Source organism: Asticcacaulis currens (assembly GCF_028550395.1).
In the GTDB taxonomy this organism is placed as follows: Bacteria; Pseudomonadota; Alphaproteobacteria; order Caulobacterales; family Caulobacteraceae; genus Asticcacaulis; species Asticcacaulis currens.
In genome coordinates this window covers 18,737-34,280 of record NZ_JAQQKW010000007.1, presented here as the reverse complement: position 1 = coordinate 34,280, position 15,544 = coordinate 18,737, and the positions used below count along the sequence as shown (strand labels likewise).

13 protein-coding genes are annotated in these 15,544 nt (G+C 64.1%); 9 read left to right on the top strand and 4 right to left on the bottom strand.

Going from position 1 to position 15,544, the window contains the following annotated elements; genetic code table 11:
* The first annotated feature begins 108 nt into the window (after positions 1 to 108).
* Both PQU94_RS12450 and PQU94_RS12445 read left to right on the top strand, forming a co-directional pair.
* Positions 109 to 2,502 carry a M1 family metallopeptidase gene (locus PQU94_RS12450; RefSeq protein WP_272741779.1) on the top strand — a complete coding sequence of 798 codons (2,394 nt, stop codon included), beginning with the start codon at positions 109 to 111 and terminating at the stop codon, positions 2,500 to 2,502.
* A complete protein-coding gene (locus tag PQU94_RS12445) occupies positions 2,499 to 2,975 on the top strand; it encodes a DUF6702 family protein (RefSeq protein ID WP_272741778.1) in 477 nt (158 codons plus the stop codon). The genes PQU94_RS12450 and PQU94_RS12445 overlap by 4 nt, the downstream gene beginning before the upstream one ends.
* 1 nt (position 2,976) lies before the next feature.
* Here PQU94_RS12445 and PQU94_RS12440 read toward each other — a convergent pair whose 3' ends face one another.
* Positions 2,977 to 3,936, bottom strand: coding sequence for an acetyl-CoA carboxylase carboxyltransferase subunit alpha (locus PQU94_RS12440; protein ID WP_272741940.1), 960 nt, complete (start codon positions 3,934 to 3,936; stop codon positions 2,977 to 2,979).
* A 96-nt stretch (positions 3,937 to 4,032) separates the two neighbouring features.
* On the bottom strand, positions 4,033 to 4,947 hold the full coding sequence (locus tag PQU94_RS12435) for a tyrosine recombinase (protein WP_272741939.1): 915 nt from the start codon (positions 4,945 to 4,947) through the stop codon (positions 4,033 to 4,035).
* A 151-nt stretch (positions 4,948 to 5,098) separates the two neighbouring features.
* Between PQU94_RS12435 and PQU94_RS12430 the strand changes: the two genes are divergently transcribed.
* Both PQU94_RS12430 and aroB read left to right on the top strand, forming a co-directional pair.
* Entirely contained in the window at positions 5,099 to 5,659 is a 561-nt protein-coding gene (locus PQU94_RS12430; protein ID WP_272741777.1) for a shikimate kinase, read from the top strand.
* Positions 5,656 to 6,771: a 3-dehydroquinate synthase gene (gene aroB, locus PQU94_RS12425; RefSeq protein WP_272741938.1), complete on the top strand. Its 1,116-nt coding sequence runs from the start codon at positions 5,656 to 5,658 to the stop codon at positions 6,769 to 6,771. The genes PQU94_RS12430 and aroB overlap by 4 nt, the downstream gene beginning before the upstream one ends.
* Before the next feature lie 301 nt (positions 6,772 to 7,072).
* Here aroB and PQU94_RS12420 read toward each other — a convergent pair whose 3' ends face one another.
* Both PQU94_RS12420 and PQU94_RS12415 read right to left on the bottom strand, forming a co-directional pair.
* Complete coding sequence (locus tag PQU94_RS12420; protein WP_272741776.1) at positions 7,073 to 10,561, bottom strand: efflux RND transporter permease subunit; 3,489 nt, start codon at positions 10,559 to 10,561, stop codon at positions 7,073 to 7,075.
* Entirely contained in the window at positions 10,561 to 11,712 is a 1,152-nt protein-coding gene (locus PQU94_RS12415; RefSeq protein WP_272741775.1) for an efflux RND transporter periplasmic adaptor subunit, read from the bottom strand. Before PQU94_RS12415 ends, PQU94_RS12420 begins: the two co-directional genes overlap by 1 nt.
* Before the next feature lie 86 nt (positions 11,713 to 11,798).
* Between PQU94_RS12415 and PQU94_RS12410 the strand changes: the two genes are divergently transcribed.
* From PQU94_RS12410 to PQU94_RS12390, 5 genes are all read left to right on the top strand, one after another.
* Entirely contained in the window at positions 11,799 to 12,482 is a 684-nt protein-coding gene (locus tag PQU94_RS12410; protein ID WP_272741774.1) for a TetR/AcrR family transcriptional regulator, read from the top strand.
* Between the two features lie 73 nt (positions 12,483 to 12,555).
* Positions 12,556 to 13,392: a KPN_02809 family neutral zinc metallopeptidase gene (ypfJ, locus tag PQU94_RS12405; RefSeq protein ID WP_272741773.1), complete on the top strand. Its 837-nt coding sequence runs from the start codon at positions 12,556 to 12,558 to the stop codon at positions 13,390 to 13,392.
* A 129-nt stretch (positions 13,393 to 13,521) separates the two neighbouring features.
* The gene (ftrB, locus tag PQU94_RS12400) at positions 13,522 to 14,301 is read left to right on the top strand and encodes a transcriptional activator FtrB (protein WP_272741772.1); all 780 of its coding nucleotides are present in this window, start codon (positions 13,522 to 13,524) and stop codon (positions 14,299 to 14,301) included.
* A 160-nt stretch (positions 14,302 to 14,461) separates the two neighbouring features.
* A complete protein-coding gene (locus PQU94_RS12395; RefSeq protein ID WP_272741771.1) occupies positions 14,462 to 14,653 on the top strand; it encodes a hypothetical protein in 192 nt (63 codons plus the stop codon).
* Positions 14,654 to 14,818: 165 nt separating this feature from the next.
* Positions 14,819 to 15,535: a sulfite exporter TauE/SafE family protein gene (locus PQU94_RS12390; RefSeq protein ID WP_272741770.1), complete on the top strand. Its 717-nt coding sequence runs from the start codon at positions 14,819 to 14,821 to the stop codon at positions 15,533 to 15,535.
* The last annotated feature ends 9 nt before the right edge of the window (positions 15,536 to 15,544 follow it).

Here is a 15,544-nt window from a genome sequence, read left to right as displayed (position 1 = left end):
CATCCGGCAAAATTCGTTTCAAAAGGAACGTATAAAGACTTTTTTGTGGCACTGGGGGGTGCGAAAAACCGCCCGCCCGTCCGCTTATCGTTTTCGCTGGGGTCATCCGTGTTTAAAAAGCTGCTGCTCGCTTCGTGCGTCTTCGTCCTGCCGGCCGTCACCTCCGTCGCACTGGCCGATCCGGTCGAACAGACCAAGGGCCGTTTTGAGGACAAGTTCCGTCAGTTGGAAGGCGAAGAATGGCCAACGCCCACCGATTACCGTAACGCCGCCGGTGAGCCGGGCTATCGCTACTGGCAGCAGAAGGTCGATTACCGCATCAAGGCCTCGCTGAACGAAGCGACGCGCACCCTGACGGCTTCGGAAACCGTCACCTACAAGAACAATTCGCCCGATACGCTGCGCTATCTGTGGCTGATGCTCGATCAGAACAGTTACAAGCGCGACTCGATCGCGCAACTGACCGACACCGTGTCGCCGTCGAAAGAGATTTCGGTGGGCGAAGTGCGCCGCGTCAAGCGCATGCAGGTGTGGGAAGGCGGCTTTAACGACCTGCAGGTCACCGCCGCCGACGGCAGCGCCCTGCCCTTCACGCTTAATGACACCCTGATGCGTATTGATCTGGCGCAGCCGCTGAAGTCGGGCGAGAGCCTGACCTTTACGGTGTCGTGGAGCGTGCCCCTGCCCGAAACCAAGGTGGTTGGCGGCCGTTCGGGCTATGAATGCTTCACCAAGCCGGGCGAAGACGGCAACTGCATCTTTCTGGGGGCGCAGTGGTTCCCGCGGCTGGCCGTCTATTCGGACTATGAAGGCTGGCACAACAAGGCCTTTATCGGGTCGGGCGAGTTCACGCTGGAATTCGGCGACTATGAGGTCGAGCTGACTGTCCCCGCTGATCACGTCGTCTCCGCCACCGGCGAACTGCTCAACCCGTCCGAAGTGCTCACCCCGGCGCAGCAAAAGCGCTTCACGGAGGCGAAGACGGCGGCGGCCCCGGTCTATGTCGTCACGCCCGATGAGGCCGCCGCCGCCGAAAAAGGCAAGGCCACGGGCACCAAGACGTGGAAGTTCAAGGCCGACAATGTGCGTGACTTCGCTTTCGGCTCGTCGCGCAAATTCATCTGGGACGCCATAGGTGTCAAGAATGCCGACCCGGCGCACCCCACCGTGATGGCCATGTCCTTCTTCCCGAAGGAGGCGCGCCCGCTGTGGGACGCCTATTCGACCAAGTCGATCGCCCACACGCTGAACGTCTATGGCAAGTTCGCCTTCGCCTACCCCTACCCGACGGCGCAGTCGGTCAACGGGCCGGTCGGCGGCATGGAATATCCGATGATCACCTTCAACGGCCCGCGCCCGGTGAAGGACAAGAAGACGGGGGAGCTGACCTATACGGAACGCGCCAAGTACGGCCTGATCGGCGTGGTTATCCACGAAATCGGCCACATCTGGTTCCCGATGACGGTCAATTCCGACGAGCGTCAATGGACGTGGATGGACGAAGGTATCAACTCCTTCCTCCAGTTTCAGGCCGAAAAGGCATGGGACAAGGACTACCCCACCCGTCGCGGTGAGCCCAAGTCGATGGTCGAGTACATGCTGAGCGAGAATCAGGTGCCGATCATGACCAATTCGGAATCGATCCCGCAATTCGGTAACAATGCCTATGGCAAGCCGGCGGCGGCGCTGACCATCCTGCGCGAAACCGTGCTGGGGCGCGAAAAGTTCGACTTCGCCTTCAAGGAATATTCGCGCCGCTGGCAGTTCAAGCGTCCGACCCCCTATGACTTCTTCCGCACAATGGAAGAGGCATCGGGAACCGATCTCGACTGGTTCTGGCGCGGCTGGTTCTATTCGACCGACCACGTGGATATAGAGCTGGCCGATGTGAAGAAGGCCCGCCTCAATACCCGCGACCCGGTTGTCGAAAAGGCTTGGGAAAAAGTGCAGGACGACGCGCAGCCCGACTCGCTGACCGCCGCGCGCAATACCGGCAAGACGGTCGTTGAGACCGATCCGGCCACGGTCGATTACTACAATACCGACGACAAGTGGGAACCCACGGTCAAGGAGAAGAAGAAGTATGCCGACCTGCAAAAGGACATCGACCCGGACCTGAAAGAGGCGCTGGCGGTGAAGGACAACTTCTACAACTTCACCTTCCGTAACAAGGGCGGGCTGGTCATGCCGGTGATCCTCAAGATGGACTTCACCGACGGCACCTCCGAAACCGTGCGTATCCCGGCCGAGGTCTGGCGCTATGATCCGCGTCAGGTGACGTGGCAGTACGCGACGCTGAAAACGCTGAAACAGGCGGTCATCGACCCGCTGTGGGAAACGGCGGACGCCGATGTCTCCAACAACGCCTTCCCGCGCAAGATCGACGAACAGCGCTTTGAGGTCCGCGAAGGCGAAGACGGCCCCAACCGCATGAAGGACGACGATCTGGTCGTCACGCCGGACAGCCTGAAGACCCAGCCCAAAAAGGCGGACAAGAAGTGATCCGACGCGGTTTCCTGCTGGGAGGGGCGGCCCTGATGCTCGCCTCTCCGGCACTGGCCCATCGCGGCCATCACACGCTAAGCGTGGTGGAAATCGCCCCGGACGGCGCAGTGACGGTGACACATACCCTGTCGGCGCACGACAGCGAGCCGGAGCTGGTCGAGCTGGCCCCCGACGCGCAACCCTCCGTGGATGATCCGGATGCCCTCAAGGCGCTGGAAGCCCACCTGCGCAACGCCTTCACGATCAATGGTCAGAGGCTCGACTTTTTCGCTTACGAAGCCTGGGGCGACGACCTGCAATTCACCTTTAAAGGCAAGCTGAACGGCGTTCCGAAGACCGTGACGGTCGCCTATGGCCTGTTCCCGAACTCGCGCAAAACCGGCGTCGGACTGGTCAATGTGCGCCTCAACGGCGTGACCAAGAGCCTGACCTTTGCCAAAGGCGATGCGCCAAAGACGGTGGGGTTCTGAGTTAAACCAGTCCCGTCTGGCCGATCTTGTAGAAGCGTTCGGCGCGCTGGGCCACAAGCTGATCCGGCGACAGGTAGTCCAGCGCCTGAAGCTCGGATTCCACCACATCGCCGACCTTTTTGATCGCCGCGTCCTTGTCGGCGTGCGCGCCGCCGGCGGGTTCTTCGATGATGCGATCGACGATACCCAGTTTCAGCAGGTCGGTGGCGGTAATCTTCATCTGATCGGCGGCGTCCTTGGCGCGCGAGCCGTCACGCCACAGGATCGAGGCCGCGCCTTCCGGCGAGATGACCGAATAGATCGAGTGTTCAAGGATCAGCACGCGGTTGGCGGCTGCCAGCGCGATGGCCCCACCCGACCCGCCTTCACCGGTGACGGTGGCGACAAACGGCACCTTCAGCGTGAGGCCGCGCTCGGTCGAACGCGCAATGGCCTCGGCCTGACCGCGCTCCTCGGCCCCGATGCCCGGATAGGCCCCGGCTGTATCGACAAAGGTGATGACCGGCAGGCCGTACTGTTCGGCCATATCCATCAGGCGCACCGCCTTGCGGTAGCCCTCCGGGCGCGCCATGCCGAAATTGTGGCGCAGGCGCGAATTGGTGTCGTGGCCCTTTTCGTGGCCCATCACGACCACAGACCGCCCGCGGAAACGCCCCAGACCGCCGACAATCGCCTGATCGTCGCCGAATTTGCGGTCCCCGCGCAGCTCGACGAAATCCTCGATCAGGCCATTGAGATAATCGACCAGATGCGGGCGCTCCGGGTGGCGGGCGACCATGGTCTTTTGCCACGGCTCAAGGCGATCGTAGGTTTCTTTGATCAGCACCTGGGTGCGTTCGCGCAGGGCGCGGATTTCGGTGTCGAGATTAGCCCCCCCCGAAGACGACAGGGCCGACAATTCCTCGATCTTGGCTTCCAGATCGGCGATCGGACGTTCGAATTCGAGATAATGGCGCATGATCTTCCGGGGACTCGGTTTCCGTTACAAACCTTGGCGTTTAGCTTAAGTCGGCTCAGGGGGCAATATGCCCGGACCGGACGCCGCGCGCGAAATGATTCACCCAAATCGGCGTTTCGACAGCGGGTGGTGCGTTTCGACCACCTCTTTGAGGCGTTCGGTGGCCACGTGGGTATAGACCTGTGTCGTTGAGATGTCGGCGTGCCCCAGAAGCGTCTGCACGACGCGCAGGTCGGCCCCGCCTTCGAGCAGGTGGGTGGCAAAGGCATGGCGCAGGACGTGGGGCGAGACGCGCGCCGGGTCGATCCCGGCCTCCAGCGCCGCCTCGTCCAGCAACTGCCCCACCCGGCGGCGCGTCAGGTGCCCCTGCGCCCCGCGCGAACAGAAGAGAAAGGGGTTGGCCTTGTCTTTCGCTCCCAGAAACAGCGGCCGGATATCGAGATAATCCTTGATCGCCGTGCGTGCCGACTGGTTGAGCGGCACCAGCCGCTCCGTGCCCCCCTTGCCCTTGACGATCAGATAGGCCGGGTCCTTTTGCACGGCATCGAGGCGCAGGGCGACGATTTCCGACACCCGCATCCCTGAGGCATAGGCGATCTCGATCAGGCATTGCAGGCGGATGGCCTGATGCGCGTCCTTCGCGTCGGCGGCGGCGATCAGGGCGTCCACCTCTTCGCGGCTGAGGATTTTCGGCAGGGGCCGGCCTTTTTTGGCGGCGGCGATCTTGCGGCTGGGGTCTATGTCGCTCAGCCCTTCGCGTACACAGAAACGATAGAATTGCCGCACGGCGGCGCGCTTGCGCTGAAGCGTCGATGAAGCCAGTCCGCGCGCATCCAGCGCCGCAAAAAACCCGGCAATATGGCTTTCGCTGAGGGTCAAAAGCCCCTCGGCATCGACCCCGGCATGGCTGCGCAGATCGAGCAGGTCCTGACCATAGGCCTCGCAGGTGCGCGGTGAGGCATTACGTTCGACGCTGAGCATCTGGAAGAAAGCGGTGAGCGGATCGGGACGCATGGTCTGGCTTTCGAAACGGGGGCGATTGGCCGTCCTTGGGACGATCTTGGGCACTATCAAAGCAATTTGGTTTATGACTGGCTAAATCGGGCCAACATCGTGTAAAGCACCTCCATGCATATCGTTTTTCCGCGCACGGGGCGCGCGCGTCGTGCCTGAGACCTCGAAACCGACTGAACCGCGTCTGATCCTGCCGCGCCCGGTGGCGCTGGTGGGGCTGATGGGCGTGGGCAAGACCACGGTGGGCCGACGGCTGGCCGACGCGCTGGCTGTACCCTTCCGCGACGCCGACGAAGAGATCGAAAAAGCCGCAGGCCTCAGCGTCTCCGACATCTTTGCCGCCTTTGGTGAGGCCGGTTTCCGCGACGGCGAGCAAAAGGTCATTGCGCGCCTGCTTGACGATGGGCCGCAGATACTGGCGACCGGCGGCGGGGCCTTTGTGCAGCCCGCCACCCACGACATCATCCGGCAAAAGGCCGTCACCGTGTGGCTGAAGACCGATCTGCGCGTCATCGCGCGGCGCGTCGCCAACCGCAGCCATCGCCCACTGCTGCGCGACCGCGACCCGATGGAGGTCCTGCGCGAGCACGAGGCCAAACGCTACCCCTTCTACGCCAGGGCCGATATTACGGTCGATACCGGCGATCAGTCGCACGGCAAGAGCGTTGAACTGGTTATCGGCGCGCTCAAGCGCTTTCTGGAAACGAAATAATGCCCACACTCCCCGTATCCGGCGGCGATTTCCGCCCCTATGAGGTCGAGGTCGGCGCCGGTCTGATCGCGTCGGCCGGTCGCCGTGTCCTGCCTTTTCTTAAAAGCCGCCGCACCCTGATCGTCACCGACACCCATGTGGGGCCGCTGCACGCCGGACGCCTGAAAGAGGTGCTGGAGGCCGAAGGCATTGCCGCGCAGATCCTGACCCTGCCTGCCGGGGAAGAAACCAAGTCGTGGGAGGGCCTCAAGGCCCTGACCGACGGTCTGGTCGAGGCGGGGCTGGACCGCAAGGACGTGATTATCGCACTGGGCGGCGGCGTTATCGGCGACCTGACCGGCTTTGCGGCGGCCATCTATATGCGCGGCATCGACTTCGTGCAGATCCCCACCACCGTGCTGGCGCAGGTCGATTCCAGCGTCGGCGGCAAGACGGCCATCGACCACCCGAAGGGCAAGAACCTGATCGGGGCCTTCCATCAGCCGCGTCTGGTCCTGTGCGATCTCGACGTGCTGGCCACCCTGCCGGCGCGCGAAATCCGCTGCGGCTATGCCGAGGTGATCAAGTACGGCCTTTTGGGCGACAAGGCCTTTTTCGAGTGGCTGGAGGCCCATGATCAGGCCGTGCTGGCGCTGGAAGCGGCGGCCATTGAGCACGCCGTGGGCCGTTCGGTCGAGATGAAGGCCGAGATCGTCGCCGCCGACGAACGCGAGGGCGGGCAACGCGCCCTGCTCAATCTGGGGCACACCTTCGGTCACGCGCTGGAGGCCGAGCTGGGCTTTGGCGATACCCTGCTGCATGGCGAGGCCGTGGCCATCGGCATGGGCATGGCCTTCCGCTATTCGGCGCGCATGGGCCTGTGTGCGCAGGCCGAGGCCGACCGCGCCGTGGCGGCCATTGCCAGGGCAGGCCTGCCGACGCAGATGACGCAGATTCGCAACACGGCCTTTGATGCGGATACGCTGATCCGCCATATGGGCCACGACAAGAAGGCCGAGGGCGGCAAGCTGGTCTTTGTGCTGGTCAAGGGGATCGGCGAAGCCTTTGTAGCCAAAGACGTGTCCGCCGACTCGATCCGCGACTTCCTGATCGCCGACGGAGCTAAGGCCTGACTACACCTCCCCGCTGGCGGGGAGGGGGACCGCGCCCGCAGGGCGTGGGGGTGGGGTGGACATTGAACCGCAAGGCTAACCTTGTTTGATAGGTCGTCAGCGTCTGTGATCGGGGTTAGAGCGATGTGCGGAAAAGTGTGAGCGGTTTTCCGCAAAAACATCGCGACAAAACAAAAATTTAGAGCGAAATGACGTTTCCACCTAAAGTCATTTCGCTCTAGACACCCCACCACCACATCTCAGCGGCTTTTGCCGCATCGTGCGGTCCCCCTCCCCGGCATAGCCAGGGAGATGTAGGGCTTTATTCCCCCGCCACGGTTTCCGGATCGGTCTCCTTCTGGGCGCGGAAATATTTGCGCGTATGCCGCCCCAGAAACTGCGCGAAATCATCGACCAGCGTATAGGCCACCGGCACAAACAGCAGCGACAGCAGCGTCGAGGTCATCAGTCCGCCGATCACCGCAATGGCCATCGGCGCGCGGAAGGCGACGTCGGCACCCCAGCCGATGGCGATGGGCAACATGCCCGCCCCCATGGCCACGGTGGTCATCAGGATGGGTCGCGCCCGCTTGTGCGCCGCGTCCATCAGGGCGTCCATGCGCGGCATACCGCGATTGATGGCCTCCAGCGCATATTCGACCAGCAGGATCGAGTTTTTGGCCGCAATGCCGGTCAGCATGATCAGGCCGATCAGGGCGGGCATGGACAGAGACTTCCCCGTCACCAGCAGCAGCAGGAAGGCTCCGCCAAAGCTCAGCGGCAGAGCCGTCAGGATGGTGATGGGGATGGTGAAGCTGCGGAACAGCAGCACCAGCACCACATACATCAGCATGATGCCCGTCCCGATGGCGACGCCGAAGCCCTGCCCCAGTTCGGCCTGACTTTCCTGATCGCCGGTGACGAGTTCCTGTACCCCGGCAGGCAGGTTTTTCATGATCGGCAGGTTGCGCACGGCGTCCTGCGCCACGCCGGCCGGCACCCCGTCGGGCAGGTTGGCCTTCACCGTGGCGGTACGCGAGCGGTCAATGCGGGTGATCTGGATAGGGCCGGAGCCGAAGCGCACATCGGCCACCGCCTCCAGCGGCACAGCCACACCGTGATTGGTCGGCACCTTCAGCTCGGCCAGCGTGTCCACCACCGTGCGGGCCTGCGTATCCATCAGGACGCGGATCGGCACCTGACGGTCACCGATATTGTACTTGGCCAGGATCTGGTCGAAGTCGCCCACCGTCGCCACACGCGCCGCCTGAGAAATGGCCTGAGACGATACGCCCATCAGCGCCGCCTGATCGGCCTTGGGCGTCACCAGCACTTCGGGCCGCGACAGGTTGGAGGTCGAGAAGACGTTGCGCAGGCTGGACAATCCGCGCATCTGCCGCTCCAGTTCGCGCGACGCCTGCTCCAGCGCCTGCGGATCGTCCGACGCCAGGGTGAAGGAGACGATGCCGCCCCCGCCGCCCTCCTGACCGAAGGAGGCGCGCACGCCCGGATAACGCGCCACGAAGGTGTTGAAATCGGACTCAAACTGCTGCTGCGTGAGCTTGCGCTCGTGGCGCGGGATCAGGTTGATGGTCAGGCTGGCCTTGCGCAGATCGACCGAGGCAAAGGCGCTCTTGACCTCCGGGCGCTTTTTCAGCTCGTCCATGATCGAAATGACCACGGCGTCGGTCTCATCCAGCCGCGTGCCCGGCGGCATTTCGATGGACAGGAAGGAGCGCCCGTTGTCACCGACCGGGATGAATTCGCCGGGCAGCTTGGTCGAAATGAAGATCGACAGGACGAAAAAGCCGATACCGGCCATGAGGATGCCCCAGCGCATCTTCATGCCGTCACCCCCGTGTTTGCGCAGAAGCGTCCACACGCCGTAGGCCAGGGCCGCGAAGATAGCGAAGCCGATCCCGGCCCCGATAAAGGCACCTATGCCCTTGGGTGGCGCTGCCGGAGCTGTTGGCGGCGGCGGCAGGAAGGGTCCGGCCAGCATGAACAGCGCCAGCGCCGCAAACGCCAGTAACATCAGCCCCAGCGGCCAGCGCGCGTGCACGACGGCGCGCCCGCTGATCAGGCCAAGCCCCAGACCGCCCACCAGCACGCCCAGACCGATCGCCCCCAGCAGCAGGCCCGCCCCCTTGGTAGCGAACTCTGCCCCACCGAGCAGCAGCAGAAGCCCGCCGAGCGTGATCCCCAGCGTCCACAGAAGCGTGCGCCAGTAGAAGGGGCTTTCGAGCCCCCATCTCAGGCTGCTCAGATAGCCCTTCATCCAGAACGGATCGTCGTGTTCCTTGCCCGGATTGGCGCGCATCAGATAGGCGCCCATCAACGGGGTCAGGGTCCGCGCCACCACCAGCGAGAAGAAGACCGAAACGCAGGCCGCGACAGCGAAGCTCTTGAAAAACTGCCCCACAATGCCCGGCATGAAGCCGACCGGCGCGAAGACGGCGATGATGGTGGCCGTCGTCGCCACCACGGCCAGACCGATTTCGTCGGCGGCTTCGATCGCTGCCTCATAGGGCTTTTTGCCGTCGCGTATGTGCCGGACGATGTTTTCGATTTCCACAATGGCGTCATCGACCAGAATACCGATGGTCAGCGACAGGGCCAGCAGCGACACGATGTTGAACGAGTCGTTGAGCACATACATGACGAAGAAGGTCGGCAGCAGCGACATGGGCATGGCCATGGCCGACACGAAGGTCGCCCGCAGGTCGCGCAGGAACAGCCAGACCACCACCACGGCGAGGATGGCCCCGATCAGCAGGGTTTCCATCGAGGCCAGATAGCTTTCCTTGACCCAATCGACCGAGGCCGTCACCTCTTCGATCACCATGTTCGGGTGGGCTTTACGAATAGCGTCCATCGACTTGCGCACCGACTCGGCGACATCGACTTCGGAAGAGCCAATGGAGCGATAGACCGCAAAGCCCACCACCTCATTGCCGTTGAAACGCGCGCGTTCGCGCGGTTCGGCCCAGGTGTCGATGACCTGCCCCAGATCGCCCAGACGCACGGAACCGCCATTGGACAGGGCGATACGCGTTTCGCGCAGGGCATCGACGGAACCGGCATTGCCGAGCGTACGGATCGACTGCTCCGCCCCGCCGACCTCAAGCCGCCCGCCGGGCAGGTTGACATTGGTGGCGCGCAACTGGTTCGACACCTCGGCCGCCGTAATCCCCTTACCCGCCAGACGCGCCGGATCAAGCTGGATACGGATTTCGCGCGTCACCCCGCCGATGCGCGTCAGCTTGGCGACGCCCTTATTGGCGAGAATCTTCTTGGAAATGTCGTTATCGACGAACCACGACAACTGCTCAGGGTTCAGGCCGTCGCCGCGGATGATGTAGTTGATCAGGGCCTCGCCCGACGCCTCTTCGCGGCGGATGATCGGGTCCTGCACGTCGGCCGGCAGGTCCGAGCGGATCTGGGCCACGGCATTGCGCACATCGTTGGTCGCCTTTTCGAGATTGACCCCCAACTGAAACTCGATGGCGGTCGTGGACACCCCGTCATTGACGTAGGAGGTGATGTGCTTGACCGAACCGATGCCGGAGACGGCGTCTTCGACGCGCCGCGTCACCTGGGTTTCCAGCTCCGTCGGGGCCGCGCCTGACTGGATGTAGGTGGCGGTCACCACCGGCAGGTCGATATCGGGAAAATTATTGATACGCAGGGCCTGAAACGCACCCCAGCCGACAATGGTCATGACGATGAAGAACAGGACCGTCGGGATGGGGTTGCGGATCGACCACGAAGAGATGCTGCCGCGGGTGGGAGGCGTGACGGGGCTGTTCATTACTGGCCCCCGGCCTTTTCGGCACCGGCGGGGACGGTGGTTTTCGCCACGCGCACCGCGTCGCCATCGACTAGGAAGCCCGCCCCGCTGGTCACCACTTTTTCACCGGCGCGCACGCCCTCGGCGATGACGATGCGGTCGCCGCGGCGGTCGCCCGTCCTGACCTTGCGGCCGCTCACCTTGTTGCTGGCACCGACGACGAAGACGACCGGCTGGTTCTGCTGATAGACGACGGCCTTTTGTGGCACCAGAACCGCCGGTTGCTCGCCCACCGTGATGGAGGCCCGCGCGAACTGGCCCGGCTTGAACCCGGCATTGGCGGGGATGCTGATGCGGGCATAGCCCAGCCGCGTCTGCTGATTGACCGCCGGGGTCACGACGCGCACCGTGCCGGTGACGCTCTGACCGGTTTCGCCGGTGACGGTGGCGCTCATACCGGCCTTGACGGCGCTGAGCTGGGTTTCGACCACTTCCATATTCATTTCGATGCGATTGTCGCGCACGATGCGGAACAGCTCGGTGCCCGGGGCCACGATCTGACCCGCCACAGCCGTGCGCGCCGTGATCAGACCGGATACCGGGGCGCGCACCACGGCGCGATCCAGCTGGGTCTGGGCCTGCACGGCGCTGGCCTCGGCCGTCGCCACCTGAGCGGCAGCCGTCTTGTAGGCCGCCTCCTTCTGATCCAGCGCGGCCTGAGAGGCATAGCCCTTATCGAACAGTTCCTTGTAGCGCTGATAGGCGCGCTGCGCCTCGACCGCCTGCGCCTTCGCGCTTTGGACGCCCGCCTGCGCCTGCTGAAGCTGGGCGCGCAGCACCGCGTCGTTCATCTTCAGAAGCGGCTGGCCCTGCGTCACATACTGGCCTTCGTCGGCCAGCACGGCGGTGGCGGTCAGACCGCCGACCTCGGCCCCGATCGGCGCTTCCTGCCACGCGGCAACCGTACCGGCACCGGAGACCACCAGAGGGGCAACGGCCTCACTGGCTACGGTCGCTTCGACCAGCGCGCCTTCGGCGGGTTTCTTTTCCGCCTCTCCCTTCTGACCGGAGCACGCCGCCACAGACAGGGCCAGAACACCGCTCAGCAAAAGCCGGGAAGCCGAACGTTTGAAAAGCGTGGAAACATAAGGAGCCGAGGCAAAAGCGCGCATGGGCGATATCCTGAAGACTTGTAATCCGTAAAGACTTATCGTTTCATTGACCGATCAGTCAACGAACAGCGTATTAAAAATAATCAATGCCGCCAAAACCCCACACCTCCCCTCCCGAGGACGCCACCGCCTGCGGGTTGAAAGCCGTCGCCAGACGGCTGGGCATCCGTGAGCAGGCCAAGGCGCTGCGGCCGGGCCAGATCCTGGAGGCGGCGCGTGACGAATTCTGTCAGCGGGGGTTTGCGGCAACGCGGCTGGAGGACATCGCCCGACGCGCCGGCATCTCCAAGGCGCTGATCTACGTCTATTATCCGACCAAAACGGATTTGTTTCTGGCGGTTGCCCGTCATGTTACCGACCCCATCAAAGGCGCAGACTTCGTGCTCGACCCCGACCGCTCCGCCGAAGACCAGCTCCGGCACGAGCATGTGCGCTTCTACGCCAACCTGTTACAGGACGAGCATACGCTCGGCATCCTCAGACTGATCATTTCGGAGAGCCATCGCGTGCCCGAAATCGGTCAGTTCTATGCGCTGGAGCTGGTGGGCGGTGAAATCGAGAGCCTGCGCGACCTGATCCGGCACGGCATGGCGCGCGGCGAATTTGCCCCCGACGCGCTGGAGCGGCTGACCGGCATCGAGGACATCGTCATCGCGCCCGGCATCATGATCATGCTGACCCAGATCATCGGCGGCGGCGTGCAATACGACCTGAGCAAATGGTCGCAGGCGCATCTCGACATGGTGCTGGGGCTGCTGAAGGCCGGTTGAGCCCACCAAGGTGTATTGTCTTCTTATCAGAGCCGCGTACACTTTCAGTTAAGCACAGCAAGGACAGGGCACGATGGTCGATTGGGAAGGCGGACGCCGCAGCGGGGTTGAGGATCGGCGCGGTCTGGGCGGCGGTGCCCTGATCGGGGGTGGTGGCATCGGGGCCGTTGTGCTGGCCCTGATCGGCTATTTCGTCTTCGGCATCGACCCGCAGACCCTGCTCAGCCAGACGGCGCAGGTGTCGGGTCAGGCCTCCGGCCCGGTGGCCGTCAGTGCCTGCCCCGAAGGCGACAAGGCCTGCGAATTTACCGACGTCATGCACACCTCGGCCAATGAGGTCTGGGCCTCGACCATCCGCGGCTATGAACCCTCGACGCTTGTCCTCTACACGCAAGGCACCCAGACGGGCTGCGGTATGGGTCAGTCGGCCATGGGGCCCTTCTACTGTCCCGCCGATCGCAAGGTCTATCTCGATCTCGACTTTGCCCGCACGCTGGAACAGCAACTGGGCGCATCCGGCGATTTTGCGCTGGCCTATGTCATCGGGCATGAGGTCGGCCACCACGTGCAGAACGTCACCGGCGTTTCCGGCCAGGTGCAGCAGGCGCAGCAACGTCTGAGCGAGCGCGGATCAAACGCCCTGTCGGTCAAGCTGGAGCTTCAGGCCGACTGCTATGCCGGGGTGTGGGCCAAACGCTCGGACGCGCAGGCGCACTGGCTTGAGGCCGGCGATCTGGAAGAAGCGCTCAATGCCGCCTCGGCCGTCGGCGACGACACCTTGCAACGGCGCAGCGGCGGCGAAGTCGTGCCCGATTCCTTCACCCACGGCACGTCGAAGGAGCGGGTCTATTGGTTCAAAACGGGCTATGCGTCCGGCGATCCCAAGGCCTGCGACACCTTCAAAGCCTGAGCCCGCCCCGCTCAACTCCACGATAAAACAACGGCTTACGGCACGATTTTGGTTCAAACCCGGCGGAATCGGCTGTAGGATGCTGCCTGATACAGGGGCAACCAGACGGAGGCAGGGCCGGACACCGCCATGAGGGAGAGCGACGCCAACCGTATCCGCCAGCTGCAATTGCTGGCGACCATCTCCGATGAGGCCTTCGCGCAGATCACGCGCGGCGCGCTGGTGCAGACCTTCCCCGCCGGGGCCAACCTCATCTACGAAGCGGATTCGGTCGATTTTCTGTACATCCTGATCGACGGCATGGTCGAGCTTCAGGGCCACTGGCACGATAAGGAAAGCACGCTGGCCGTGCTGCGGCCCGTCTCGACCTTCATTCTGGCCGCCGTGGTGCTCGACGCCCCGGCCCTGATGGCGGCGCGCACCCTCAGCCGCTCGCAGATCGTCATGCTGCCCGCCGAGACGTTCCGCGCTGCCATGCGCGAAGACCCCGGCTTTGCCGTCGCCGTAGCGCAGGAATTGTCGGGCTGCTATCGCGGGCTGGTCAGAACCATCAAAAACCACAAGCTGCGGTCGGGCACCGAGCGGCTGGCCAACTATCTCCTCACCCAGCAGGTGCGGCAAGGCGGTGGCGACACAATCGAACTGCCCTACGAAAAGCGCATCCTGGCCTCGCTGCTCGATCTGACGCCCGAAAGCCTGTCGCGCGCCTTTGCCCAACTCGACAAGTACGGCGTCGCCGTTACCGGCAGCCGCGTCGTCATCGGCAATCCGGCAGGCCTGCGCAAGCTGGCGCGCCCCAATGCCCTGATCGACAACCACCAGCCGCCCAGAGGCGACGTGCAGGGCAAGGCCGCCAAGGAGCTGTGGCCCCTGCCCGGCGATCGCGGCTGCGGCATGGAAGTGGAGTAGCCACTTATCAAATATCAAGTCGCCACACGGCCTTGATCAATAGCGCCCCTATCGCACGTTAAGGCGCGTGCGGCGTGAGCTGCATATACCACTCCCTGAGGCTGTTTCAGGAGTGAGTCGATGTTTACCCCCTTTTCTCCAGACCCTGTTGAGGGCACGGATGCCCGTCTCCGTCGATAAGGCCCTGCGCACAGTGCGGCGCAAGGGGTGGGAACCTACGCCGACCGACGACGGTCTGTGGTCGCTGGCGCACGTCGTGTTGTCCACTGACGAACTGATCGCGCTGGCGGCGGCTCTGGTCGCGGCGGAACCGAAGGCGGCCCCGGCAGACGATCCCCTCCCCCGGAAATAACAACGGCTTGCGGCATATTGCCCCGCGCCATTTGGCTCAGGCGCTTTTGTCCGCGCGCACCTGTAACCCCGACACACACAGGCCGCCCAACGGCCTTTCACCCACAGCGAGGCGGCGGCCGGATTCCATCAGGTCCTCCATCAGGCCCCATCAGGACAGACACATATGACGGCGCACGAGGTCTTTTCGGGACTGTTCCCGGCCTGCGGCGCCCTTGTCGAGGGACAGGGGCCGCTGTGGCTTGGCCTGTTCCTGGCCGGTCTGACGGGCAGTGTCGCCCACTGCCTGCCCATGTGCGGGCCGTTTGTGCTCATGCAGATAGCCGCGCCCGGTCAGTCGCGGTGGGCGCGCCTGCTCTTGCCCTATCACGCCGGTCGCCTGACCACCTACGCCCTGCTGGGGGCCGCCGCCGGGAGCGTGCTGTTCTTCCTGCCCGCCTCGCCTGTGCTTGAGCTGGTGCGCCGCGCCCTGCTGGCTCTGGTGGCCACGGCCTTTCTCTATCTGCTGGCCGAAGGGCTTCTGGCGCGGGTGGGCCTGCGCCTGCCTTTTCGGTTGGGGCTGCGCCTGCCGTGCCGTCTCAAGGCGATGTCCGGCCACAACAGCCCTCGCGTTGTGGCGCGCTTCGCGCTCGGCCTCAGTCTGGGCCTGCTGCCGTGCGGCCTCGTCTTCGTCGCCCTGACGGCGGTGGCCGCGGCGGGCAATCCCCTCTCCGGCGCGCTGGGGATGCTGGCCTTCGGGGCCGGCACCGTCCCGGCGCTCAGCGCGCTGGGCCTGTTCGGCGCGCCCCTCCTGCAACGCTGGCCGTGGTTTCAGGACGCCCTGCGCCTGACCGCGCTTGGCGTCAATGCCGCCCTCCTCTTCGCCCTCAGCGCCCGATTCTGACACAGTAAG

Coding starts and splice junctions, on each gene's coding strand:
- PQU94_RS12415 (WP_272741775.1), bottom strand. CDS start 11,712: ATGCGCGCTTTTGCCTCGGCTCCTTATGTTTCCACGCTTTTCAAACGT.
- PQU94_RS12435 (WP_272741939.1), bottom strand. CDS start 4,947: ATGCGTCCCGATCCGCTCACCGCTTTCTTCCAGATGCTCAGCGTCGAA.
- PQU94_RS12390 (WP_272741770.1), top strand. CDS start 14,819: ATGACGGCGCACGAGGTCTTTTCGGGACTGTTCCCGGCCTGCGGCGCC.
- PQU94_RS12420 (WP_272741776.1), bottom strand. CDS start 10,561: ATGAACAGCCCCGTCACGCCTCCCACCCGCGGCAGCATCTCTTCGTGG.
- PQU94_RS12410 (WP_272741774.1), top strand. CDS start 11,799: ATGCCGCCAAAACCCCACACCTCCCCTCCCGAGGACGCCACCGCCTGC.
- ftrB (WP_272741772.1), top strand. CDS start 13,522: ATGAGGGAGAGCGACGCCAACCGTATCCGCCAGCTGCAATTGCTGGCG.
- ypfJ (WP_272741773.1), top strand. CDS start 12,556: ATGGTCGATTGGGAAGGCGGACGCCGCAGCGGGGTTGAGGATCGGCGC.
- PQU94_RS12395 (WP_272741771.1), top strand. CDS start 14,462: ATGCCCGTCTCCGTCGATAAGGCCCTGCGCACAGTGCGGCGCAAGGGG.